This window comes from Variovorax sp. LARHSF232 (genome assembly GCF_052871435.1).
Map to the genome: position 1 here is coordinate 1 of NZ_JBIXJS010000003.1, position 25,334 is coordinate 25,334.

At 59.8% G+C, this 25,334-nt stretch carries 11 protein-coding genes, 4 tRNA genes and 6 rRNA genes; 18 read left to right on the forward strand and 3 right to left on the reverse strand.

Annotated elements, in window-relative coordinates:
- Positions 1–407 precede the first annotated feature (407 nt).
- The 10 genes from ACIPRI_RS08880 to rrf (ACIPRI_RS08925) all read left to right on the forward strand — a co-directional run bounded on the left by ACIPRI_RS08880 (position 408) and on the right by rrf (ACIPRI_RS08925) (position 11,499).
- Positions 408–1,942: ribosomal RNA gene (locus ACIPRI_RS08880) — 16S ribosomal RNA — on the forward strand.
- Positions 1,943–2,060: 118 nt separating this feature from the next.
- Positions 2,061–2,137: transfer RNA gene (locus tag ACIPRI_RS08885), tRNA-Ile, on the forward strand.
- A 15-nt stretch (positions 2,138–2,152) separates the two neighbouring features.
- Positions 2,153–2,228: transfer RNA gene (locus ACIPRI_RS08890), tRNA-Ala, on the forward strand.
- 330 nt (positions 2,229–2,558) lie between these two features.
- A 23S ribosomal RNA gene (locus ACIPRI_RS08895) occupies positions 2,559–5,429 on the forward strand.
- Positions 5,430–5,573: 144 nt separating this feature from the next.
- Positions 5,574–5,686, forward strand: a 5S ribosomal RNA gene (gene rrf / locus ACIPRI_RS08900).
- Positions 5,687–6,220: 534 nt separating this feature from the next.
- A 16S ribosomal RNA gene (locus tag ACIPRI_RS08905) occupies positions 6,221–7,755 on the forward strand.
- Positions 7,756–7,873: 118 nt separating this feature from the next.
- Positions 7,874–7,950 (forward strand) — tRNA-Ile (locus tag ACIPRI_RS08910).
- 15 nt (positions 7,951–7,965) lie between these two features.
- Positions 7,966–8,041, forward strand: a tRNA-Ala gene (locus ACIPRI_RS08915).
- A 330-nt stretch (positions 8,042–8,371) separates the two neighbouring features.
- Positions 8,372–11,242 (forward strand): 23S ribosomal RNA (locus ACIPRI_RS08920).
- 144 nt (positions 11,243–11,386) lie between these two features.
- Positions 11,387–11,499, forward strand: a 5S ribosomal RNA gene (gene rrf / locus ACIPRI_RS08925).
- Together the 16S, 23S and 5S rRNA genes with 4 tRNA genes alongside form the textbook arrangement of a ribosomal RNA operon.
- A gap of 100 nt (positions 11,500–11,599) precedes the next feature.
- On the opposite strand, the gene ACIPRI_RS08930 is transcribed toward rrf (ACIPRI_RS08925), so the two are convergent.
- Complete coding sequence (locus ACIPRI_RS08930) at positions 11,600–12,517, reverse strand: MBL fold metallo-hydrolase (protein WP_446621079.1); 918 nt, start codon at positions 12,515–12,517, stop codon at positions 11,600–11,602.
- A gap of 6 nt (positions 12,518–12,523) precedes the next feature.
- Positions 12,524–14,212, reverse strand: a complete 1,689-nt coding sequence (locus ACIPRI_RS08935) for an AMP-binding protein (RefSeq protein WP_446621080.1) — start codon at positions 14,210–14,212, stop codon at positions 12,524–12,526.
- 363 nt (positions 14,213–14,575) lie between these two features.
- On the opposite strand from ACIPRI_RS08935, the gene ACIPRI_RS08940 reads away from it, so the two are divergent.
- The 3 genes from ACIPRI_RS08940 (at position 14,576) to lnt (ending at position 17,852) form a co-directional block, all read left to right on the forward strand.
- Positions 14,576–15,250: an N-acetyltransferase family protein gene (locus ACIPRI_RS08940; RefSeq protein WP_446621081.1), complete on the forward strand. Its 675-nt coding sequence runs from the start codon at positions 14,576–14,578 to the stop codon at positions 15,248–15,250.
- Between the two features lie 89 nt (positions 15,251–15,339).
- Positions 15,340–16,218 (forward strand): HlyC/CorC family transporter, encoded by an 879-nt coding sequence (locus ACIPRI_RS08945; protein ID WP_446621082.1) that lies wholly within the window; start codon positions 15,340–15,342, stop codon positions 16,216–16,218.
- Positions 16,215–17,852 (forward strand): apolipoprotein N-acyltransferase, encoded by a 1,638-nt coding sequence (lnt, locus tag ACIPRI_RS08950; RefSeq protein WP_446621083.1) that lies wholly within the window; start codon positions 16,215–16,217, stop codon positions 17,850–17,852. Before ACIPRI_RS08945 ends, lnt begins: the two co-directional genes overlap by 4 nt.
- A 14-nt stretch (positions 17,853–17,866) precedes the next feature.
- Here the strand turns inward: lnt and ACIPRI_RS08955 are convergent, their stop codons facing one another.
- A complete protein-coding gene (locus ACIPRI_RS08955) occupies positions 17,867–19,582 on the reverse strand; it encodes a tannase/feruloyl esterase family alpha/beta hydrolase (protein WP_446621084.1) in 1,716 nt (571 codons plus the stop codon).
- A gap of 170 nt (positions 19,583–19,752) precedes the next feature.
- Between ACIPRI_RS08955 and ACIPRI_RS08960 the strand changes: the two genes are divergently transcribed.
- The 5 genes from ACIPRI_RS08960 to gmhB all read left to right on the forward strand — a co-directional run bounded on the left by ACIPRI_RS08960 (position 19,753) and on the right by gmhB (position 25,328).
- Positions 19,753–20,235 carry a MarR family winged helix-turn-helix transcriptional regulator gene (locus ACIPRI_RS08960; RefSeq protein WP_446621085.1) on the forward strand — a complete coding sequence of 161 codons (483 nt, stop codon included), beginning with the start codon at positions 19,753–19,755 and terminating at the stop codon, positions 20,233–20,235.
- A gap of 154 nt (positions 20,236–20,389) precedes the next feature.
- Positions 20,390–21,460, forward strand: a complete 1,071-nt coding sequence (locus ACIPRI_RS08965) for an asparaginase (RefSeq protein WP_446621086.1) — start codon at positions 20,390–20,392, stop codon at positions 21,458–21,460.
- 197 nt (positions 21,461–21,657) lie between these two features.
- Positions 21,658–22,569, forward strand: coding sequence for a glycine--tRNA ligase subunit alpha (gene glyQ / locus ACIPRI_RS08970; RefSeq protein WP_446621087.1), 912 nt, complete (start codon positions 21,658–21,660; stop codon positions 22,567–22,569).
- A 3-nt stretch (positions 22,570–22,572) separates the two neighbouring features.
- A complete protein-coding gene (gene glyS, locus ACIPRI_RS08975; RefSeq protein ID WP_446621088.1) occupies positions 22,573–24,720 on the forward strand; it encodes a glycine--tRNA ligase subunit beta in 2,148 nt (715 codons plus the stop codon).
- A 26-nt stretch (positions 24,721–24,746) separates the two neighbouring features.
- A complete protein-coding gene (gene gmhB / locus ACIPRI_RS08980; RefSeq protein ID WP_446621686.1) occupies positions 24,747–25,328 on the forward strand; it encodes a D-glycero-beta-D-manno-heptose 1,7-bisphosphate 7-phosphatase in 582 nt (193 codons plus the stop codon).
- Positions 25,329–25,334: the final 6 nt, after the last annotated feature.

Here is a 25,334-nt window from a genome sequence, read left to right on the forward strand (position 1 = left end):
AAAAAACTTCCTTGAAGTTGCCCGAATCGAAAAGTTCGTGTCATAATTCAAGGCTCAGCTCAAAACGAGCTGCCGGCTGAAAGGCTGGCGGAATCGGACGGAAGGCTGAGGCGGACCGAGAGGTTCGCAGCGAGTCGAAAGACCCGCAGGTTTGACAGGGTATTAAATGCTGTGTCATAATTGAAGGCTCCGCTGATCGCAGCGGGCGGCGCAAAAAAGACGATGAGTCTTGCGCAGGATCGTTAAAAATATACAGCCGATAAGCGTGGGCGTTTGAAGGTAATTGCCAAGTTCTTCGGAACTAAGTCGCAAGACTTTAAACGCTCATGAGAATAGAAGTGAAGTTCACTTCAATTTCTTTTTTTATGAGTTTTGTTCAATCGCGAGATTGGACGCAAATCAAGATCGAACTATAGAGTTTGATCCTGGCTCAGATTGAACGCTGGCGGCATGCCTTACACATGCAAGTCGAACGGCAGCGCGGGAGCAATCCTGGCGGCGAGTGGCGAACGGGTGAGTAATACATCGGAACGTGCCCAATCGTGGGGGATAACGCAGCGAAAGCTGTGCTAATACCGCATACGATCTACGGATGAAAGCAGGGGATCGCAAGACCTTGCGCGAATGGAGCGGCCGATGGCAGATTAGGTAGTTGGTGGGGTAAAGGCTCACCAAGCCAACGATCTGTAGCTGGTCTGAGAGGACGACCAGCCACACTGGGACTGAGACACGGCCCAGACTCCTACGGGAGGCAGCAGTGGGGAATTTTGGACAATGGGCGCAAGCCTGATCCAGCCATGCCGCGTGCAGGATGAAGGCCTTCGGGTTGTAAACTGCTTTTGTACGGAACGAAAAGGTTCTTTCTAATAAAGAGGGCCCATGACGGTACCGTAAGAATAAGCACCGGCTAACTACGTGCCAGCAGCCGCGGTAATACGTAGGGTGCAAGCGTTAATCGGAATTACTGGGCGTAAAGCGTGCGCAGGCGGTGATGTAAGACAGTTGTGAAATCCCCGGGCTCAACCTGGGAACTGCATCTGTGACTGCATCGCTGGAGTGCGGCAGAGGGGGATGGAATTCCGCGTGTAGCAGTGAAATGCGTAGATATGCGGAGGAACACCGATGGCGAAGGCAATCCCCTGGGCCTGCACTGACGCTCATGCACGAAAGCGTGGGGAGCAAACAGGATTAGATACCCTGGTAGTCCACGCCCTAAACGATGTCAACTGGTTGTTGGGTCTTCACTGACTCAGTAACGAAGCTAACGCGTGAAGTTGACCGCCTGGGGAGTACGGCCGCAAGGTTGAAACTCAAAGGAATTGACGGGGACCCGCACAAGCGGTGGATGATGTGGTTTAATTCGATGCAACGCGAAAAACCTTACCCACCTTTGACATGTACGGAATTTGCCAGAGATGGCTTAGTGCTCGAAAGAGAACCGTAACACAGGTGCTGCATGGCTGTCGTCAGCTCGTGTCGTGAGATGTTGGGTTAAGTCCCGCAACGAGCGCAACCCTTGTCATTAGTTGCTACATTTAGTTGGGCACTCTAATGAGACTGCCGGTGACAAACCGGAGGAAGGTGGGGATGACGTCAAGTCCTCATGGCCCTTATAGGTGGGGCTACACACGTCATACAATGGCTGGTACAAAGGGTTGCCAACCCGCGAGGGGGAGCTAATCCCATAAAACCAGTCGTAGTCCGGATCGCAGTCTGCAACTCGACTGCGTGAAGTCGGAATCGCTAGTAATCGTGGATCAGAATGTCACGGTGAATACGTTCCCGGGTCTTGTACACACCGCCCGTCACACCATGGGAGCGGGTTCTGCCAGAAGTAGTTAGCCTAACCGCAAGGAGGGCGATTACCACGGCAGGGTTCGTGACTGGGGTGAAGTCGTAACAAGGTAGCCGTATCGGAAGGTGCGGCTGGATCACCTCCTTTCTGGAAACCGCAATTTAATTTAAACGCCCACACTTATCGGTTGTTGGAAGGTTGTCGCCCAGCGACTGAGGCGCTTGGCTTGTCAGGTTGGCCTGAGATTCAAAGCGTCCGGCCCCGCGGGTCTGTAGCTCAGTTGGTTAGAGCACCGTCTTGATAAGGCGGGGGTCGTTGGTTCGAATCCAACCAGACCCACCATCCATCTAATCTTTAGGGGGATTAGCTCAGCTGGGAGAGCACCTGCTTTGCAAGCAGGGGGTCGTCGGTTCGATCCCGTCATCCTCCACCAATTTCCGGTACTTAGAGTTCAACACCAAAGCGGCTTTGCGTCATTGAAAAGTGAGCGAGGCCTCTTTGTTGTTGATCGAGATTGTTCGATCAATCGGCTGTTCTTTAAAAATTCATAGAGTCGAATCAGCGTTGCTGATGGAAACTGCACATTCGTAAAGGTTTAGTGCAGACCGTGCCATCAGCAACATAGAATTTTTGATTGCGTCAAAATGAACTTCATCTTCGTCGAAAGACGAATACGTGAAGTACGGCATAACGCGCCAGGTGAAAGACCTGGCAGACATTCCTTGATTGACTTTTGGTCTCGTGAGAGACGTCAAAGTTATAGGGTCAAGTGAATAAGAGCACGTGGTGGATGCCTTGGCGATGATAGGCGACGAAGGACGTGATAGCCTGCGATAAGCTTCGGGGAGCTGGCAAATTAGCTTTGATCCGGAGATTTCCGAATGGGGAAACCCACCGAAAGGTATCGCATGATGAATACATAGTCATGCGAGGCGAACCGGGTGAACTGAAACATCTCAGTAGCTCGAGGAAAAGACATCAACCGAGATTCCGAAAGTAGTGGCGAGCGAAATCGGAAGAGCCTGTTAGTGATAGCACCAGACATAACGGAACGACTTGGAAAGGTCGGCCATAGCGGGTGATAGCCCCGTACGTGAAATGACCGGTGTGGTACTAAGCTAACGACAAGTAGGGCGGGACACGAGAAATCCTGTCTGAATATGGGGGGACCATCCTCCAAGGCTAAATACTCATCATCGACCGATAGTGAACTAGTACCGTGAGGGAAAGGCGAAAAGAACCCCGGGAGGGGAGTGAAATAGATCCTGAAACCGCGTGCTTACAAAAAGTAGGAGCCCGCAAGGGTGACTGCGTACCTTTTGTATAATGGGTCAGCGACTTACATTCAGTGGCAAGGTTAACCGAATAGGGAAGCCGTAGAGAAATCGAGTCCGAATAGGGCGTTCAGTCGCTGGGTGTAGACCCGAAACCAAGTGATCTATCCATGGCCAGGATGAAGGTGCCGTAACAGGTACTGGAGGTCCGAACCGACTAGTGTTGCAAAACTAGCGGATGAGCTGTGGATAGGGGTGAAAGGCTAAACAAACTTGGAAATAGCTGGTTCTCTCCGAAAACTATTTAGGTAGTGCCTCAAGTATTACCGTCGGGGGTAGAGCACTGTTTTGGCTAGGGGGTCATGGCGACTTACCAAACCAAGGCAAACTCCGAATACCGACGAGTACAGCTTGGGAGACAGAGCACCGGGTGCTAACGTCCGGACTCAAGAGGGAAACAACCCAGACCGCCAGCTAAGGTCCCTAAAATTGGCTAAGTGGGAAACGAAGTGGGAAGGCTAAAACAGTCAGGATGTTGGCTTAGAAGCAGCCATCATTTAAAGAAAGCGTAATAGCTCACTGATCGAGTCGTCCTGCGCGGAAGATGTAACGGGGCTAAGCCAGTTACCGAAGCTGCGGATTTGCAATTTATTGCAAGTGGTAGGAGAGCGTTCTGTAAGCCTGTGAAGGTGTCTTGTAAAGGATGCTGGAGGTATCAGAAGTGCGAATGCTGACATGAGTAGCGTTAAAGCGGGTGAAAAGCCCGCTCGCCGTAAGCGCAAGGTTTTCTACGCAACGTTCATCGGCGTAGAGTGAGTCGGCCCCTAAGGCGAGGCAGAGATGCGTAGCTGATGGGAAACAGGTCAATATTCCTGTACCGATGTGTAGTGCGATGTGGGGACGGATCTTAATAGGTCATCCGGGTGTTGGATATCCCGGTTTAGATGGATGTAGGCGTGCGTTAGGCAAATCCGGCGCACATATACCGAGGCCATCGATCGAGCCAGCTTGCTGGTGAAGTGATTGAACGAGGTTCCAGGAAAAGCCACTAAGCTTCAGCTACACACGACCGTACCGCAAACCGACACTGGTGCGCGAGATGAGTATTCTAAGGCGCTTGAGAGAACTCAGGAGAAGGAACTCGGCAAATTGACACCGTAACTTCGGAAGAAGGTGTGCCCTATTAGTGTGAAGCGAACAGCGGAGCATGAACGGGTTGCAAAAAATCGGTGGCTGCGACTGTTTATTAAAAACACAGCACTCTGCAAACACGAAAGTGGACGTATAGGGTGTGACGCCTGCCCGGTGCTGGAAGATTAAATGATGGGGTGCAAGCTCTTGATTGAAGTCCCAGTAAACGGCGGCCGTAACTATAACGGTCCTAAGGTAGCGAAATTCCTTGTCGGGTAAGTTCCGACCTGCACGAATGGCGTAACGATGGCCACACTGTCTCCTCCTGAGACTCAGCGAAGTTGAAATGTTTGTGATGATGCAATCTCCCCGCGGAAAGACGGAAAGACCCCATGAACCTTTACTGTAGCTTTGTATTGGACTTTGAACAGATCTGTGTAGGATAGGTGGGAGGCTTTGAAGCCAGGACGCTAGTTCTGGTGGAGCCAACGTTGAAATACCACCCTGGTGTGTTTGAGGTTCTAACCTAGGTCCATTATCTGGATCGGGGACAGTGCATGGTAGGCAGTTTGACTGGGGCGGTCTCCTCCCAAAGCGTAACGGAGGAGTTCGAAGGTACGCTAGTTACGGTCGGACATCGTGACGATAGTGCAATGGCATAAGCGTGCTTAACTGCGAGACTGACAAGTCGAGCAGATGCGAAAGCAGGACATAGTGATCCGGTGGTTCTGTATGGAAGGGCCATCGCTCAACGGATAAAAGGTACTCTGGGGATAACAGGCTGATACCGCCCAAGAGTTCATATCGACGGCGGTGTTTGGCACCTCGATGTCGGCTCATCTCATCCTGGGGCTGTAGCCGGTCCCAAGGGTATGGCTGTTCGCCATTTAAAGAGGTACGTGAGCTGGGTTTAAAACGTCGTGAGACAGTTTGGTCCCTATCTTCCGTGGGCGCTGCAGATTTGAGGAAGCCTGCTCCTAGTACGAGAGGACCGGAGTGGACACACCTCTGGTGTATCGGTTGTCACGCCAGTGGCATTGCCGAGTAGCTAAGTGTGGAAGAGATAACCGCTGAAAGCATCTAAGCGGGAAACTCGTTTCAAGATGAGATCTGCCGGGGCCTTGAGCCCCCTAAAGAGTCGTTCAAGACCAGGACGTTGATAGGTCAGGTGTGGAAGCGCAGTAATGCGTTAAGCTAACTGATACTAATTGCTCGTGCGGCTTGACCCTATAACTTTGATTTGAATATCAAGGTGTTATGCCAAGTTGACGCATTCAAAATATATTCAAAGCAGCGCACTGCGTGCGTGCTGATTCCAAACTCTATGAATTCGTTGTGTTGATTCGCGTGAATCAGCACAACAACAAGTTATGCCTGATGACCATAGCGAGGTGGTCCCACTCCTTCCCATCCCGAACAGGACAGTGAAACGCCTCCGCGCCGATGATAGTGCGGGTTCCCGTGTGAAAGTAGGTCATCGTCAGGCTCTTACAGCCCAAAAAAGCCCAACCAGAAATGGTTGGGCTTTTTTATTAAGTGAGAGCTCCATAAAAGTGAATCGTCGGATTCTCCGAATTTCGGAAGGCCGGCAATACGATTCGAGGAGCTTGAATAAAAAACTTCCTTGAAGTTGCCCGAATCGAAAAGTTCGTGTCATAATTCAAGGCTCAGCTCAAAACGAGCTGCCGGCTGAAAGGCTGGCGGAATCGGACGGAAGGCTGAGGCGGACCGAGAGGTTCGCAGCGAGTCGAAAGACCCGCAGGTTTGACAGGGTATTAAATGCTGTGTCATAATTGAAGGCTCCGCTGATCGCAGCGGGCGGCGCAAAAAAGACGATGAGTCTTGCGCAGGATCGTTAAAAATATACAGCCGATAAGCGTGGGCGTTTGAAGGTAATTGCCAAGTTCTTCGGAACTAAGTCGCAAGACTTTAAACGCTCATGAGAATAGAAGTGAAGTTCACTTCAATTTCTTTTTTTATGAGTTTTGTTCAATCGCGAGATTGGACGCAAATCAAGATCGAACTATAGAGTTTGATCCTGGCTCAGATTGAACGCTGGCGGCATGCCTTACACATGCAAGTCGAACGGCAGCGCGGGAGCAATCCTGGCGGCGAGTGGCGAACGGGTGAGTAATACATCGGAACGTGCCCAATCGTGGGGGATAACGCAGCGAAAGCTGTGCTAATACCGCATACGATCTACGGATGAAAGCAGGGGATCGCAAGACCTTGCGCGAATGGAGCGGCCGATGGCAGATTAGGTAGTTGGTGGGGTAAAGGCTCACCAAGCCAACGATCTGTAGCTGGTCTGAGAGGACGACCAGCCACACTGGGACTGAGACACGGCCCAGACTCCTACGGGAGGCAGCAGTGGGGAATTTTGGACAATGGGCGCAAGCCTGATCCAGCCATGCCGCGTGCAGGATGAAGGCCTTCGGGTTGTAAACTGCTTTTGTACGGAACGAAAAGGTTCTTTCTAATAAAGAGGGCCCATGACGGTACCGTAAGAATAAGCACCGGCTAACTACGTGCCAGCAGCCGCGGTAATACGTAGGGTGCAAGCGTTAATCGGAATTACTGGGCGTAAAGCGTGCGCAGGCGGTGATGTAAGACAGTTGTGAAATCCCCGGGCTCAACCTGGGAACTGCATCTGTGACTGCATCGCTGGAGTGCGGCAGAGGGGGATGGAATTCCGCGTGTAGCAGTGAAATGCGTAGATATGCGGAGGAACACCGATGGCGAAGGCAATCCCCTGGGCCTGCACTGACGCTCATGCACGAAAGCGTGGGGAGCAAACAGGATTAGATACCCTGGTAGTCCACGCCCTAAACGATGTCAACTGGTTGTTGGGTCTTCACTGACTCAGTAACGAAGCTAACGCGTGAAGTTGACCGCCTGGGGAGTACGGCCGCAAGGTTGAAACTCAAAGGAATTGACGGGGACCCGCACAAGCGGTGGATGATGTGGTTTAATTCGATGCAACGCGAAAAACCTTACCCACCTTTGACATGTACGGAATTTGCCAGAGATGGCTTAGTGCTCGAAAGAGAACCGTAACACAGGTGCTGCATGGCTGTCGTCAGCTCGTGTCGTGAGATGTTGGGTTAAGTCCCGCAACGAGCGCAACCCTTGTCATTAGTTGCTACATTTAGTTGGGCACTCTAATGAGACTGCCGGTGACAAACCGGAGGAAGGTGGGGATGACGTCAAGTCCTCATGGCCCTTATAGGTGGGGCTACACACGTCATACAATGGCTGGTACAAAGGGTTGCCAACCCGCGAGGGGGAGCTAATCCCATAAAACCAGTCGTAGTCCGGATCGCAGTCTGCAACTCGACTGCGTGAAGTCGGAATCGCTAGTAATCGTGGATCAGAATGTCACGGTGAATACGTTCCCGGGTCTTGTACACACCGCCCGTCACACCATGGGAGCGGGTTCTGCCAGAAGTAGTTAGCCTAACCGCAAGGAGGGCGATTACCACGGCAGGGTTCGTGACTGGGGTGAAGTCGTAACAAGGTAGCCGTATCGGAAGGTGCGGCTGGATCACCTCCTTTCTGGAAACCGCAATTTAATTTAAACGCCCACACTTATCGGTTGTTGGAAGGTTGTCGCCCAGCGACTGAGGCGCTTGGCTTGTCAGGTTGGCCTGAGATTCAAAGCGTCCGGCCCCGCGGGTCTGTAGCTCAGTTGGTTAGAGCACCGTCTTGATAAGGCGGGGGTCGTTGGTTCGAATCCAACCAGACCCACCATCCATCTAATCTTTAGGGGGATTAGCTCAGCTGGGAGAGCACCTGCTTTGCAAGCAGGGGGTCGTCGGTTCGATCCCGTCATCCTCCACCAATTTCCGGTACTTAGAGTTCAACACCAAAGCGGCTTTGCGTCATTGAAAAGTGAGCGAGGCCTCTTTGTTGTTGATCGAGATTGTTCGATCAATCGGCTGTTCTTTAAAAATTCATAGAGTCGAATCAGCGTTGCTGATGGAAACTGCACATTCGTAAAGGTTTAGTGCAGACCGTGCCATCAGCAACATAGAATTTTTGATTGCGTCAAAATGAACTTCATCTTCGTCGAAAGACGAATACGTGAAGTACGGCATAACGCGCCAGGTGAAAGACCTGGCAGACATTCCTTGATTGACTTTTGGTCTCGTGAGAGACGTCAAAGTTATAGGGTCAAGTGAATAAGAGCACGTGGTGGATGCCTTGGCGATGATAGGCGACGAAGGACGTGATAGCCTGCGATAAGCTTCGGGGAGCTGGCAAATTAGCTTTGATCCGGAGATTTCCGAATGGGGAAACCCACCGAAAGGTATCGCATGATGAATACATAGTCATGCGAGGCGAACCGGGTGAACTGAAACATCTCAGTAGCTCGAGGAAAAGACATCAACCGAGATTCCGAAAGTAGTGGCGAGCGAAATCGGAAGAGCCTGTTAGTGATAGCACCAGACATAACGGAACGACTTGGAAAGGTCGGCCATAGCGGGTGATAGCCCCGTACGTGAAATGACCGGTGTGGTACTAAGCTAACGACAAGTAGGGCGGGACACGAGAAATCCTGTCTGAATATGGGGGGACCATCCTCCAAGGCTAAATACTCATCATCGACCGATAGTGAACTAGTACCGTGAGGGAAAGGCGAAAAGAACCCCGGGAGGGGAGTGAAATAGATCCTGAAACCGCGTGCTTACAAAAAGTAGGAGCCCGCAAGGGTGACTGCGTACCTTTTGTATAATGGGTCAGCGACTTACATTCAGTGGCAAGGTTAACCGAATAGGGAAGCCGTAGAGAAATCGAGTCCGAATAGGGCGTTCAGTCGCTGGGTGTAGACCCGAAACCAAGTGATCTATCCATGGCCAGGATGAAGGTGCCGTAACAGGTACTGGAGGTCCGAACCGACTAGTGTTGCAAAACTAGCGGATGAGCTGTGGATAGGGGTGAAAGGCTAAACAAACTTGGAAATAGCTGGTTCTCTCCGAAAACTATTTAGGTAGTGCCTCAAGTATTACCGTCGGGGGTAGAGCACTGTTTTGGCTAGGGGGTCATGGCGACTTACCAAACCAAGGCAAACTCCGAATACCGACGAGTACAGCTTGGGAGACAGAGCACCGGGTGCTAACGTCCGGACTCAAGAGGGAAACAACCCAGACCGCCAGCTAAGGTCCCTAAAATTGGCTAAGTGGGAAACGAAGTGGGAAGGCTAAAACAGTCAGGATGTTGGCTTAGAAGCAGCCATCATTTAAAGAAAGCGTAATAGCTCACTGATCGAGTCGTCCTGCGCGGAAGATGTAACGGGGCTAAGCCAGTTACCGAAGCTGCGGATTTGCAATTTATTGCAAGTGGTAGGAGAGCGTTCTGTAAGCCTGTGAAGGTGTCTTGTAAAGGATGCTGGAGGTATCAGAAGTGCGAATGCTGACATGAGTAGCGTTAAAGCGGGTGAAAAGCCCGCTCGCCGTAAGCGCAAGGTTTTCTACGCAACGTTCATCGGCGTAGAGTGAGTCGGCCCCTAAGGCGAGGCAGAGATGCGTAGCTGATGGGAAACAGGTCAATATTCCTGTACCGATGTGTAGTGCGATGTGGGGACGGATCTTAATAGGTCATCCGGGTGTTGGATATCCCGGTTTAGATGGATGTAGGCGTGCGTTAGGCAAATCCGGCGCACATATACCGAGGCCATCGATCGAGCCAGCTTGCTGGTGAAGTGATTGAACGAGGTTCCAGGAAAAGCCACTAAGCTTCAGCTACACACGACCGTACCGCAAACCGACACTGGTGCGCGAGATGAGTATTCTAAGGCGCTTGAGAGAACTCAGGAGAAGGAACTCGGCAAATTGACACCGTAACTTCGGAAGAAGGTGTGCCCTATTAGTGTGAAGCGAACAGCGGAGCATGAACGGGTTGCAAAAAATCGGTGGCTGCGACTGTTTATTAAAAACACAGCACTCTGCAAACACGAAAGTGGACGTATAGGGTGTGACGCCTGCCCGGTGCTGGAAGATTAAATGATGGGGTGCAAGCTCTTGATTGAAGTCCCAGTAAACGGCGGCCGTAACTATAACGGTCCTAAGGTAGCGAAATTCCTTGTCGGGTAAGTTCCGACCTGCACGAATGGCGTAACGATGGCCACACTGTCTCCTCCTGAGACTCAGCGAAGTTGAAATGTTTGTGATGATGCAATCTCCCCGCGGAAAGACGGAAAGACCCCATGAACCTTTACTGTAGCTTTGTATTGGACTTTGAACAGATCTGTGTAGGATAGGTGGGAGGCTTTGAAGCCAGGACGCTAGTTCTGGTGGAGCCAACGTTGAAATACCACCCTGGTGTGTTTGAGGTTCTAACCTAGGTCCATTATCTGGATCGGGGACAGTGCATGGTAGGCAGTTTGACTGGGGCGGTCTCCTCCCAAAGCGTAACGGAGGAGTTCGAAGGTACGCTAGTTACGGTCGGACATCGTGACGATAGTGCAATGGCATAAGCGTGCTTAACTGCGAGACTGACAAGTCGAGCAGATGCGAAAGCAGGACATAGTGATCCGGTGGTTCTGTATGGAAGGGCCATCGCTCAACGGATAAAAGGTACTCTGGGGATAACAGGCTGATACCGCCCAAGAGTTCATATCGACGGCGGTGTTTGGCACCTCGATGTCGGCTCATCTCATCCTGGGGCTGTAGCCGGTCCCAAGGGTATGGCTGTTCGCCATTTAAAGAGGTACGTGAGCTGGGTTTAAAACGTCGTGAGACAGTTTGGTCCCTATCTTCCGTGGGCGCTGCAGATTTGAGGAAGCCTGCTCCTAGTACGAGAGGACCGGAGTGGACACACCTCTGGTGTATCGGTTGTCACGCCAGTGGCATTGCCGAGTAGCTAAGTGTGGAAGAGATAACCGCTGAAAGCATCTAAGCGGGAAACTCGTTTCAAGATGAGATCTGCCGGGGCCTTGAGCCCCCTAAAGAGTCGTTCAAGACCAGGACGTTGATAGGTCAGGTGTGGAAGCGCAGTAATGCGTTAAGCTAACTGATACTAATTGCTCGTGCGGCTTGACCCTATAACTTTGATTTGAATATCAAGGTGTTATGCCAAGTTGACGCATTCAAAATATATTCAAAGCAGCGCACTGCGTGCGTGCTGATTCCAAACTCTATGAATTCGTTGTGTTGATTCGCGTGAATCAGCACAACAACAAGTTATGCCTGATGACCATAGCGAGGTGGTCCCACTCCTTCCCATCCCGAACAGGACAGTGAAACGCCTCCGCGCCGATGATAGTGCGGGTTCCCGTGTGAAAGTAGGTCATCGTCAGGCTCTTACAGCCCAAAAAAGCCCAACCAGAAATGGTTGGGCTTTTTTGCTTTCTGACGCGCAAATGCGCGTGCGATTTTGAATTGAAGGTTGCTCAGGCAGTTCAGGCGTTGAAGATCACGCCATCTTCAACGTGCGCCGCCCCGGAGCGTGCCAGTTCGGCCAAAAGCTCCTCGCCCCATTGCCCTAGATTGCGATCAGGGGCGAAGCGCTGCCGGATCTGCTCCATATAGGCAGCGCTCGCCAGCCAAGCGGCCAGCTGTGGCAAATCCATCTTCTTCGCGTCGAGCAGCTTGAATTTGATCAGCACCTTGACGGCGTGCCGGGCGTGCTTTTCCGGCGAACGGACAAATGCATCGAGCCGTTCGCGTGCAATGGCCAGCGCGGCTGGCACGTCTCCGAAGACTCGGCCGTGGCCGGGAATCACGCAACGTGGATTGAGCGATTCGATGAGATCCAGTGTGGCCGCAACCTCACCGAAAGACGGCTCGCCCCACATCTCGGGAAAGACGATGCCAAAGCCTTTTTCCCAAAGCGCATCGCCCGAGATCAGTACCCCATGCGTCGGCTCGTGGAGCAGAACAGCGTGCGGATCATGCCCAGGTGCGGCGTGGATCTGCCAGCGTGCATCGGCCAGTTCGATGTCTTGCCCCGGCTGCAGCAGGCCATCGAATGCAAAGCGAGGGCACTCCTGGCCCGTCGCCCGATAGCTGAGCTTGTCTTCATCCCAGGCGCCGACCGCGTCAGCCTCGCCCGGGGGGATGGCGGTGCGCATGCCGAGGTAGCGCCCCTGCAGCGCCGCATTACCGCCGCAGTGATCGCTGTGCAGGTGCGTGTTGAGCAGCCGGCTTAGCGACCGGCCGTCCAATAGACGCTCGACCAGTGCCAAGGTTTGCGCTGCGTGGGTGGCATAGCCCGAGTCGACCAGGGCGCTCTCGTTTCGGCCCAGAAACAGGATGTTGTTGGACGACAGCCAGCCCCGCTCCAGGACGTGAATGCCGGCCGGAAGCGGATAGTGCATGCTCACTCAATGCGCCGCAGTCCGCAATTCGCGCCGCAGGATCTTGCCCACATTGGTCTTTGGCAGCGCATCACGAAACTCGATGTGCTTGGGCCGCTTGTAGCCGGTCAGCCGGTCGTGGCAGTAGCGCAGCACATCGTCCTCGCTGAGCGAATGGTCCTTGCGAACCACGAACACCTTGATCGCCTCGCCTTGCTTCTCGTCCGGAACGCCGACGGCAGCGCACTCCACCACGCCGGGGCACAAGGAGATGACGTTCTCCAACTCGTTGGGAAACACGTTGAAGCCGCTCACCAGGATCATGTCCTTCTTGCGATCGACGATGCGGCAGTAGCCATCGTCCTGCATCAGCGCGATGTCGCCGGTGCGCATGAAGCCGTCGGCGGTGAAAGCTGCGGCCGTCTCGGCTGGTTGGTTGTAGTAGCCCACCATCACGTTGGGACCCTTGATGCACAACTCGCCGGCTTCGCCCTGGGCAAGGGAGTTGCCAGCGTCGTCCTTGATGGCGATCTCGATGCCTGGCAGCGGCAGCCCGATGGTGCCGCTGAAGCGTGTGTTGTTCACCGGGTTGTTGGTGCCGATCGCACAGGTCTCGCTCATGCCCCAGCCTTCAATCATGGCGCACCCAGTGGTTTCCTGCCAGCGTTGTGCCGTGCCTTCGGACGCCGCCATGCCGCCGGCCTGCGAGACAAAGAGCGTCGAGAAATCCAGCGTCTTGAACTCCGGCTGTACGAGCAGGCCATTGAACAGGGTGTTGACTGCCGGCAGCATGTGGAAGGGCCGCTTCTTGAGCACCGCGATGAACTTGCGCATGTCGCGCGGGTTGGGGATCAGGGTCAGGTGCGAGCCCTGCCGGATCGCCAGCAGGCACAGGGTGAGCGCGAAGATGTGATACAGCGGCAACGCCGCGATGCTGTTGACCTTGCTGAGGTCGCCCGCGCGCTCCAGCGCCGGCGTGAACCAGGCCTCGGCCTGCAAGGTCGCCGCCACGATGTTGCGATGCGTCAGCACCGCGCCTTTGGACAAGCCCGTGGTGCCGCCGGTGTACTGCAGGAACGCGATGGAATCGAGATTGCTCGCCGTCGGCTCGAGCTTGCGTCCGCGCCCTTGGGCCAATGCGTCCGAAAACGAGGTCACGGTACGCCCCTTGTCCAACGGCAGCTTGTAGGCCGGGACCATTTTGGCCAGGTTGCGCACCGCAAAAGTGATCCAGCTGCCGTACAGGCCGCCCAGCAGATCGCCCATGGCCGTCACCACAGTATGCTGAACCTGCGTGCGGTCGATCACCTGCTCCAGCGTCTGCGCGAAGTTCTCCAGGATCACGATGGCCGTGGCGCCCGAATCCTTCAGCTGGTGCTCCAACTCTCGCGCCGTGTAAAGCGGGTTGACGTTGACGCAGGTATAGCCGGCGCGCAGAACGGCCGCCATCGTGACGGCAAACTGCGGGATGTTCGGCAACATGATCGCAACCCGCGCGCCCGGCTCCAACCCGCGGCTTTGCAGCCAGGCGCCCAGCGCAGTCGACAGCTGGTCCAGCTCCCGGTAGGACATCCACCGCTCCATGCACACCGAAAAAGGCCGATCGGCGTAGCGCTGGAACGATTCATCGAACATTTGCCCCAACGAGCTGTATTGCTCCGGGTCCACGGTATGCGGCACACCGGCGGGGTAGTTCTTCAACTGGGATGTCTGCATGCAATCTCCTTTGGCGCGGATTGTCCGAGAGCGCCGAGCCGCGTCACAGCGGGCTTGTCCTAGCCCGGGCGCCCCAATGGACCGGCGCTGTCGCGCAGGGGACCGAACGATAGTCGGCCGGCCATGACGTGATTCCAAAAATGTGCCTTGCTTCACCAGGGGGATCAACTACCCTGTCCTCGATGGAAGTCGAGAGGCCGTTGAAGACAGAACACGCAGGAAATTCACCACCGAAGACCCCTAACCATCGGCGGGGCTTCCAAGGAGCAGGCTTGAGAACATCGGGAAAACCCTTATATTTGATGCATGCATCAAGCCATGGCCATCTTCAAAGCCTCGCTCGGCGCCGGTTCCCTTCTGAGAATGCCGATCGTTGAGCCGCCCAGCGCCGCGACCAGCCCGGCGCAACAACCCGTGCTCGTGCCCATCCGCTCGATCGGTCCGGGCGAGCGCGAGCGTATTGCCACCCACCTGCTGGCTCTGGAGCCGCACGACCGCTACCTGCGCTTTGGCTACAGCGCGTCGGACGAACAGATCCGCCGCTATGTCGAAGGCTTGAATTTCGAGCGCGACGAACTCTTCGGCATCTACAACCGTCGGCTCGAACTGATCGCGATGGCCCACCTGGCTTTCGCCCCTGCCGACCAGCCGGGCGAATGCGCGGAGTTCGGCGTTTCCGTCTCCAAGCACGCCCGCGGGCGTGGTTACGGCGCCCGCCTGTTCGAGCGCGCCGAAGTCACGGCCCGCAACGCCGGTGTGCGCATGCTCTTCATCCATGCGCTGAGCGAAAACGCCGCCATGCTGAAGATCGCCCGCAATGCCGGCGCCAGCGTGGTGCGTAGCGGCTCCGAATCCGAGGCGCACTTGGAACTGCCCGAGGCCACACTCGACAGCCGCATGAGTGAAATCGCGCTGGAGCACTTCGCCGAGATCGACTTCAAGCTCAAGACCCGCGCCAAGCAGTTCTGGGCCTTCCTGGCCGGCGTGCAGGAAGTGCGCCGCGGCGTGCAGGAAGCGCGCGACAAGTCCTCGGCCTGACAACGGCCAGCTGCCGTGGCCGCCCCACGGCATATTCCTGCCAAGTCAATCCGGTATCCTTGGGGCTCCCCAACTTCCGCCCTCCCGCAGTGGCAGACCCTCACCCTGAGCGCCCCCCCAACGAGCGAGAAGACAAGCGCAGTTTTCTCCAGAAGCTCGTCGAGTTCATCCATCCCGGTCCTGATTCACGCGATGAACTGATCGAAACCCTGGCCGACGCGGAAGACAACGACGTCATCGGCGCCGAATCGCGGGTCATGCTCGAAGGCGTGCTGCGCATGGCCGACATGAGCGCCGGCGACGTCATGGTGGCGGCGCCACGCATGGACCTGGTGAATATCGACGATCCGCTCGAGACCCTGATCCACACGGTGATCGACACGGCGCACTCGCGCTTTCCGGTTTACGAGGGCGACAAGGAAAACATCATCGGCATCTTGCTGGCGAAGGACCTGCTCAAGCTGCAGCGCTCGCCCGCGTTGAGCATCCGCGCCCTGCTGCGCCCGCCGACTTTCGTGCCCGAGAGCAAGGGCCTGAACGACCTGCTGCGCGAGTTTCGCGGCAACCGCAACCACCTGGCGATCGTGATCGACGAATTCGGCCGCGTGGCCGGCCTCATCACCATCGAAGACGTGCTCGAGCAGATCGTCGGCGAGATCGAGGACGAGTTCGACATCGCCGAGGACGAGGGCGACATCTTCGGCCTGGCCGACCACACCTACCGTGTTTCCGGCGACACCCCCGTCGAACGCGTGGCCGAGGCCTTCGCGATCGAGTTCAACGAGGATCAGCTCTCCGAAGACTTCGAGACCATCGGCGGCCTGATCGCGCACGAGATGGGCCATGTGCCCAAGCGCGGCGAGCGCCACACCATCGGTGGCTTCGATTTCTTCGTGCTGCACACCAAGGGCGGTGCGGTGCGCTGGTTCAAGGTCTCGCCGACGCGCGGCGGCGACGCGGCCGATTGAACGCGCAGGCCGTCGTCGCTGCTGCTCCGGCTCGCTGGCTGGCCCGCCTGCTGCCCTGGCTGGCGGGCCTGGCGCAGGCTTGCTCCATCACCGCGCCCTGGAACGGGCAGCCGCAATGGTGGCTGCAGATCCTGTCGCTGGCCGTTCTGGTCTGGCAGCTGGATGGCTTGCGCGGGGCCGAGACGCCACGTGCCTGGCGCCGCGCAGGACTGGTCACATGGGCCTTTGCCATCGCCTGGCTGTGCGGCAGCACCTGGTGGCTGTTCGTCTCCATGCATACCTACGGTGGCCTGGCAGCGCCGCTGGCGGCCATCGCCACCTTGTGGCTGGCGGCGGCGCTGGGCCTTTACTACGCGCTCGCGGGTGCGCTGTACGTGATGTGGGCGCCGGCGAGTCGAGCCGGCGCGGCCTTCTTCTTTGCCGCGCTCTGGACCCTCGGCGAGCTCCTGCGCAACAGCCTGTTCACCGGCTTTCCATGGGGCGCCGGCGGCTACGCGCACCTGGATGGGCCGCTCATGGCCTTTGCGCGCAACGTCGGGGTCTACGGCATCGGCACCATGGCGGCGTTCATCGCGGCGTTGCTGGCGAGCAGTTTGACGCGGGCGTCGACGCTGAGTTGGCGACGCGTGCGCTCCTGGCTGCCCTTGGCGCTGCTGAGTGTCTTCGTGCTCTATGGCGGCTTGGCGTCGCATTGCCTGGTCAATGATTGCAAGACGCCGGCCTCGCCCGATCCTTCGAGCGCCGGGCGCATCCAGGTCGCCCTGCTCCAGGGCAATATCCCGCAGGACGAGAAGTTCATCCCCAGCGGCGGCATCGCCGTGGCGCTGCGCTGGTATGGCGAGCAGCTGATGGGGGCGCGCGCTTCGCTGGTCATCACGCCCGAAACCGCGATCCCGCTGCTGCCGGCGCAGCTTCCGCCGGGCTACCTGGATGCCATCGCGCAGCGCTATGCAGGCGGCACGCAGGCCGCCATTGTCGGCCTGCCGATGGGCAATGGCCGCAGCTACACCAACTCGGTGCTTGGCTTTGCCCCGGGCCAGGCCCAGCCCTACCGCTACGACAAGTCGCACCTGGTGCCCTTCGGCGAATTCGTGCCTTCGCTGTTTCGCTGGTTCACCGATCTCATGAAGATTCCGCTGGGCGACTTCCGCAGTGGCGGCTTGGCCCAACCGGCATTCGAATGGCAGGGTCAGCGCATCGCACCCAACGTCTGCTACGAGGATTTGTTCGGCGACGAGATCGGCGCCAACTTCCGAGACGAGGCACGTGCGCCCACGGTGCTGCTCAACGTGAGCAACATCGCCTGGTTCGGCAACACGGTGGCCATCGACCAGCACCAGGCCATCTCGCGCATGCGCGCCATCGAGTTCGAGCGGCCGATGGTGCGTTCCACCAACACCGGCGCCACGGTGGTCATCGACCACCGTGGCCGCGTCACGCACTCACTGCCGCGCATGACGCGCGGCGTGCTCGAGGCCGAAGTAGAAGGCCGCACCGGCCTCACGCCCTACGCGCGCTGGGTCTCGCAATACGGTCTGTGGCCGCTGTGGATCGGCGCGCTGTCGGTGGTGGCCGCCTGCCTGGCCGCGCGGCTCAGGCAGCGACGACTGGCCAGTCGCGCTGCCGGCGCTTGAGCGACTGAGCCCGGCTAGCGGCAGCTGAAGCTGTCCGCCGAGTCCAGGCTGCCGCTGGCGTTGTAGCGCGCCACCTTGGGGTAAGGGCACAACGGCCGGCTGCGGTTCGCTGCCCAGTCGGCCGGCAGTTCCGCGTTGACGCCGCCCGCATTGCCGGCGCCGCGCGCGCTGGCCGTCACCCGGTCCGGCGCCGCGCCTTTCTCGACCCAGGCGACGAGGGCGCTCAGCATGTCGAACTGGTCGGTGGCGGGCCCGCCCGAGCAATGGCCCATGCCGGGCACGCGATAGAAGCGGGCGAAGCTGGAGGCATCACCGCCGTTGGCTGCGGCGAGGCCCTCGTACCAGGCCTTGGTGTCATCGACCGAGAAGATCGGGTCGCTGACGCCGTGAAAGACCATCATCTTCGCGCCGCGGTTCTTCAGCTTCTCCAGCCGGGTCGGATTGGGCGGCGTCATGAAGCTCATGGCCGATTCGGTGTAGACGGCGTTGGTGGCCTCGATGCCCGCCAGCATGGCATCGATGTCGGCCGTGAGCGCAAAGGCCGGGCCGTTGAAGCTGGCCGGATTCTCCGGCGGCACCTTGAAGATGATGCCCACTGCGCCCGAGTCCAGCGCCAGCGGCGCGGTGAACTCCCAGAAGGCAATGCCGGCCGCGCCGATGCCGCTGTCGTAGGGGAAGCTGGAATAGAAGGACTCGCCCTTGCTGTTGATGGCGCCGCTGAAGATGGGCGCGATGGCCGTCTTCTGCGCCGGCGACAGGCAGCTGCCATCGCGTGAGCCGCCGCAGGTGGGCACGTCGCGCGCCAGGTCGAAAGCAACGCGGCAGGCCTCGGTGTCCTGCACCAGGCCATCGCTGGCGCCGTCCAGCACATCGCAGCGGGCCAGCACCGCCCTGGCCACGGTGGCGCGTTCGGTGGGCGTGAAGCCGGTCGACAGATCGGCCGGGTTGGTGGCCACGCTCGCATAGCGCCGCGCGCCGAACATGTTGGCAATTGCGGCCTTGGGCAGCTTGTAGCCTGGCGCGCCCGCCAGGTAGCCGTCGTAGTCTTCCGGATAGCGGGCTGCGGCCACGAAGGTGTGGCGCCCGCCGTTGGAGCAGCCGCCGAAATAGGAGCGGTCCGGCCCCTTGCCGTAGGCGCTGTCGATCACCTTCTTGGCAATGGGCGTGAGCTTGCCCACCGCCTGGTAACCGTAGTCCAGCCGCGCCTGCGGATCGACGCCGAAGTTGGGCCCCAGGCTGGCGGCATGGCCGGCGTCCGAACTCAGCACGGCAAAGCCCTGCATCAGCGCATGCGTCAAGGGCCCGCCGCCGAAGCTGCCGGTGGCCGGCACCACGCTGCCGTCGATGCCGCCGTTGCCCTGGTGAAAGAAGCGACCGTTCCAGGCCAGTGGCAGGCGCATTTCGAACTTGATGGCGTAGCTGTTGCCGTCCACCGTGCTGGTGCGGGCGAACATCGCACCGGTCACCTGGCAATGCGCCGGCACCGCCTGGCCGCCCACGGTCAGCGCGCCGGCACCAACGTCGGTGCTGGTGCTGATGGTGGTGTTGGCCAGGCTCGCCAGCTTGGCCGCCAAATCCTTGCAGGCGCCCTGGAAGCTGGCGGGCGTGGCCGGCGAGAGCTGGGTCGTGCCGACCGGCGGGCGGTCATCGCCGCCGCCGCAGCCCAGCAGGGCGAGCAGGGCGCCGGACGCGGCGAGCGCGCCGGCAAGGCGCGGGGAAGCAATGGGCATGGCTTGTCTCCTGAAAAGGTCCTGGCGCCGTGTACGGCGGGAGATCGGTGGCGCCTGATAGTTAATTTACTGAACTATATTGGCGCCACACCCCGGGACAACTACCAATGCGGAGCCTGGCGCATATGATTCATGGGCTGCACTTTATGTCCAGCCCGACAATAGCCCGCATGAGCACCAGGCCGACTTCCAAGGACGAGCAGACCCCGCACGGCGGATTGGCCGAAGCGGGTCTGCACGCCGTGCTCGGCTACCAGCTGGCGCAGGCGGCAATCGTCACCACGCAGGTGTTTGCCGAACGCATCGGCGCGGCTTTCGAGCTGCGGCCGGTTGAATTCACCATCCTCTGCCTGATCGACGAGAACCCCGGCGTGTCGGCGCGCCAGCTGGCCACCGCGCTGGCGGTGACGCCGCCCAACATCACGATGTGGATCGACAAGCTCGAGGGCCGCGGCCTGGTCGAGCGCGAGCGCAGCAATACCGACCGGCGGGCCCAGCACATCCGCGCCACCGACAAGGGCGCCACGCTGGTGCGCAAGGCGCTGCGAGCGGTGAGTGAGGGCGAGCAGGCCGCGCTGGCCAGGCTCAGCCCGGCCGAGCGGGCCATGCTGATCGAGCTCTTGCACAAGGTGGCGCGCGGCCGCCGCGGCTAGCCGCCGCCCTGGCCGCCCCTTAGCCTGGATGTTGCAGCCGCCAAGGCGGCATGGCCCCATGCCGCCTTGGCATCGCTGCCAGCCGCATGGCATCGACCTTGCCTGTATCGTTGCGCGCCTTCGAACAACCTGCAAAAAGCCCAAGGAGCTCATCGTGTACCTCTCCCTTCGATTCCGTGCCTTTGCCGCCGGCGCCGCGCTGCTGGCCGCGAGCGCCATCGCCCAGGCGCAACAGGCCCTGCCCAACGTGATGATCCTGGCCACCGGCGGCACCATCGCCGGCGCCGGCGCCTCGGCCGTCAACAGCGCCACCTACGCCGCCGCCAAGGTGGGTGTCGAGAAGCTGATCGCCGGCCTGCCGGAGCTGTCGAAAGTCGCCAACGTGCGCGGCGAGCAGGTGTTCCAGGTGGCATCCGAAAGCATGACCAACGCCAACCTGCTGGCGCTGGCCAAGCGGGTGTCGCAGCTGGCCAAGCAGCCCGACGTGGATGGCATCGTCATCACCCACGGCACCGACACGGTGGAAGAAACGGCCTACTTCCTCACCCTGACGGTGCGCACCGACAAGCCGATCGTGATGGTGGCCTCCATGCGGCCCGGCACCGCGCTGTCCGCCGACGGCGCCCTCAACCTGTTCGACGCGGTCAGCGTGGCCGGCAGCAAGGACGCGCGCAGCAAGGGCGTCCTGCTCACCATGAACGACAGCATCGAAAGCGGCCGCGACGTCAGCAAGAACGTCAACATCAAGCCCAGCGCCTTCTCCAGCCAGTGGGGCTCGCTGGGCATGGTGGTGGAGGGCAGGAACTACTGGTTCCGCGCGCCGGTCAAGCGCCACACCGTCAACTCCGAGTTCGACATCGACAAGATCGACGCGCTGCCGCCGGTCGAGATCGCCTACGGCTACGAAGGCGTGAGCGCCACCGCGATCGACGCGCTGGCCCGCAGCGGCATCAAGGCGCTGATCCACGGCGGTCCGGGCAACGGCTCGGTGGCCGACCGCATCGTGCCGCGCCTGCAGGCCGCACGCGCCGAAGGCATCCTGGTGATCCGCGCCTCGCGCGTGCCCGACGGCTTCGTGATCCGAAACGCCGAGCAGCCGGACGACAAATACGACTGGGTGGTGGCGCACGACCTGCGCCCGCAGAAGGCGCGCATCCTGGCGATGGTGGCCTTGACCAAGACCAGTGACACCAAAGAGATGCAGCGCATCTTCTGGGAGTATTGAGCCCCCCGGCTTCTCAGGCGCTGCGCGCCTGTAGCTCGCCACCCCCCGAGGGGGCGGCCACGCCTGCGGCCTGGCGGAGCCAGTTCCGCGGCGTGTGGCTGGTATGGCGCCATGCGGGCGGCCCCCGCCCGTAAAATCGTCCGTTTCGCGGGCCTGGCCCGCGTTTGCGACTTACGTCCGGCGATGCCGGCCAGCCCATGCTGACCTTCCAACAAATCATTCTCAAACTGCAGTCGTACTGGGATGCCCAGGGCTGCGCCCTGCTGCAGCCCTACGACATGGAGGTGGGGGCGGGCACTTCGCACACCGCCACCTTCCTGCGGGCCCTCGGCCCCGAGCCCTGGAAGGCGGCCTACGTGCAGCCCAGCCGGCGCCCCAAGGACGGGCGCTACGGCGAGAACCCGAACCGTCTGCAGCACTACTACCAATACCAGGTGGTCCTGAAGCCGGCGCCGGCCAACATCCTGGAGCTGTACCTCGGCTCGCTGGAGGCCCTGGGCTTCGACCTGAAGAAGAACGACATCCGCTTTGTCGAAGACGACTGGGAGAACCCCACGCTGGGCGCCTGGGGCCTGGGCTGGGAAGTCTGGCTCAACGGCATGGAAGTGACCCAGTTCACCTACTTCCAACAGGTGGGCGGCATCGACTGCCGGCCCATCACCGGCGAGATCACCTACGGTCTGGAACGCCTAGCCATGTACCTGCAGGGCGTGGACAACGTCTACAACCTGAAATGGACGGAAGACCTCAGCTACGGCGACGTCTACAAGCAGAACGAGGTCGAGCAGTCGACCTACAACTTCGAGCACAGCGACGCCGACTTCCTGTTCTCCGCCTTTGCCGCGCATGAAAAGCAGGCCAAGCACCTGATGCAGGAGCAGCTGGCGCTGCCGGCCTACGAGCAGGTGCTCAAGGCCGCGCACAGCTTCAACCTGCTGGACGCGCGCGGCGCCATCAGCGTGACCGAGCGCGCCGCCTACATCGGCCGCATCCGCAACCTGGCGCGCGCCGTCGCGCAGAGCTACTACGACAGCCGCGAACGGCTGGGCTTCCCGATGGCCCCGCGCGAGTGGGTGGCTCAGATCCCTCCCGCGAAGAAGGCGGCCTGAACCATGACCACCTCCATCAAGAAAAACCTGCTCGTCGAACTGTTCGTCGAGGAACTCCCACCCAAGGCGCTGAAGAAGCTGGGCGAGGCCTTTGCCGGCGTGCTGCGCGACCAGCTGGTCGCGCAAGGCCTGGCCGATGCCGGCTCGGTGCTCACCGCCTATGCCTCGCCGCGCCGCCTGGCCGCGCATCTCACCGACGTGGCGGCACAAGCGGCCGACAAGGCGATCTCGCAAAAGCTGATGCCGGTGAGCGTGGGCCTGGATGGCGCCGGCCAGCCGACACCGGCCCTGCTCAAGAAGCTGGCCGCCCTCGGTGCCGATGCATCTGCCGTGGCCGGCCTCAAGCGCGCGCAGGACGGCAAGGCGGAGGCGCTGTTCTTCGAAAGCACGGCGCGCGGCGCCATGCTCGCCGACGGCCTGCAGAAGGCCCTGCTCGAGGCCATTGCCAAGCTGCCCATCCCCAAGGTGATGAGCTACCAGCTCGAGACCGGCGAGCTGCCCGGCTGGACCAGCGTCAGCTTCGTGCGCCCGGCGCACGGGGTGGTGGCGCTGCACGGCAACGAGGTGGTGCCCGTGGAAGCGCTGGGCCTGCGCTCGGGCCGCGAGACCCACGGCCACCGCTTCGAGGCCAGCGTCGACCCGGTGGTGCTGCGCGATGCCGACAGCTATGCGCTGCAGCTGATCGACGACGGCGCCGTCATCGCCGGCTTCGAGGCGCGCCGCCTCGAGATCGCGCGCCAGTTGGCCGAGGCCGCCGTCAAGGTGGGCGCCGGCTCGGTGCCGATCGATGACGACGCGCTGCTCGACGAAGTCACAGCGCTGGTCGAGCGCCCCAACGTGCTGGTCTGCGAGTTCGAGCGCGAGTTTCTCGACGTGCCGCAGGAATGCCTCATCCTGACGATGAAGGCCAACCAGAAGTACTTTCCGCTGCTCGATGTCCATGGCCGCCTGACGCACAAGTTTCTGGTGGTGAGCAACATCCGCCCGGACGATGCCAGCGCCGTCATCGGCGGCAACGAGCGGGTGGTGCGTCCGCGCCTGGCCGACGCCAAGTTCTTCTTCGACCAGGACCGAAAGAAATCGCTGGCCTCGCGCGTCGAGCAGCTGGCCAAGGTGGTCTATCACAACAAGCTGGGCACGCAGGGCGAGCGGGTCACCCGCGTGATGCACATCGCGCGTGCCATCGCCGAGCAATTGGGCGCATCGGGTGGAGGCGAGCTGGCCGCACACGCCACGCAGGCCGCGCAACTGGCCAAGGCCGACCTGGTGACCGACATGGTGGGCGAGTTCCCCGAGCTGCAAGGCACCATGGGACGCTACTACGCGCTGCACGACGGCCTGGACGTTTCCGTGGCCGACGCCATCGAAGACCACTACAAGCCGCGCTTTGCCGGCGACACCTTGCCGCGTGGCGAGGTCGGCGTGGTGGTGGCGCTGGCCGACAAGCTGGAAACCCTGGTGGGCATGTTCGGCATCGGCAACCTGCCGTCCGGCGACCGCGACCCCTTTGCGCTGCGCCGCCATGCGCTGGGCGTGATCCGCATGCTGATCGAGAAGAAGCTGCCGCTGGAACTCAATGCGTTGCTGCAGGGCGCGGCCCGGCAATTCGCCGCCATCGAGGGCTTCGATGCGCAAGGCGCCACCGACGGCCTCCAGGCTTTCATCTTCGACCGCCTGTCGGGGAGCCTGCGCGAGCAGGGCGCCAGCGCGCAGGAGGCCGATGCGGTGCTGGCCTCGCAGCCGCAGCGCCTGGCCCTCGTGCCCGAGCTGCTGGCGGCGGTGCGCACCTTTGCCGCGTTGCCCGAAGCGCCCGCGCTGGCGGCTGCCAACAAGCGCATCGGCAACATCCTGAAGAAGTCGCCCGAGGCCGACGCGCATGTCAACACCGCCTTGCTGCGCGAGCCGGCCGAGGCGGCGCTCTACGAAGCGATGCAAAACGTTGTGCCCAAGGCGGACGCGCAGTTCGCTGCCGGCGACTACACGGCCTCGCTGCAGACCTTGGCCGCTTTGCGCGCGCCGGTCGATGCCTTCTTCGACGACGTGATGGTCAACGCCGAAGAAGCCGACCTGCGCCTGAACCGCCTGGGCCTTCTGTCTTCGCTGCACGGCGCGATGAACCGCGTCGCCCAACTGGAGAGGCTGGCCGTCTGATGCCTCACACCGCGCAGGGCCACGCCATGAAGATCGTCATCCTCGATCGCAACGGCACCATCAACGTGCACCGCGAAGACTTCGTCAAGAGCGACGTCGAGTGGACGCCGCTGCCCGGCGCGCTGGAAGCCATCGCCCGGCTCAATCATGCGGGCTGGGTCGTGGCCATCGCCTCCAACCAGTCGGGCCTGGGCCGCGGCCTGTTCGACATGGCTTCGCTCAACGCCATGCACGCCAAGATGCACAAGATGCTGGCGGCCGTGGGCGGCCGCGTCGACGCGGTGTTCTTCTGCCCGCACGCACCGGACGAAGGCTGCAACTGCCGAAAGCCCAAGCCGGGCCTGTTTGAGCAGATCAGCGACCGCTATGGCATCGACGTCAAGGGCATGCCCACCGCCGGCGACAGCCTGCGCGACCTGCAGGCCGGCTACGCGGCAGGCTGCGAGCCGCACCTGCTGCTGACCGGCAGGGGCGGCGCCTGCCGCGGCATCGAGCCGCTGCCACCCGAGTACCCGCCCGGCACCCAGGTGCATGAGGACCTGCCTGCCTTCGTCGAGTTCCTGCTGGCGCGTGAAGCGCAGCAGGCGGGCATTGCGGGCGCCACCTGATTTTCA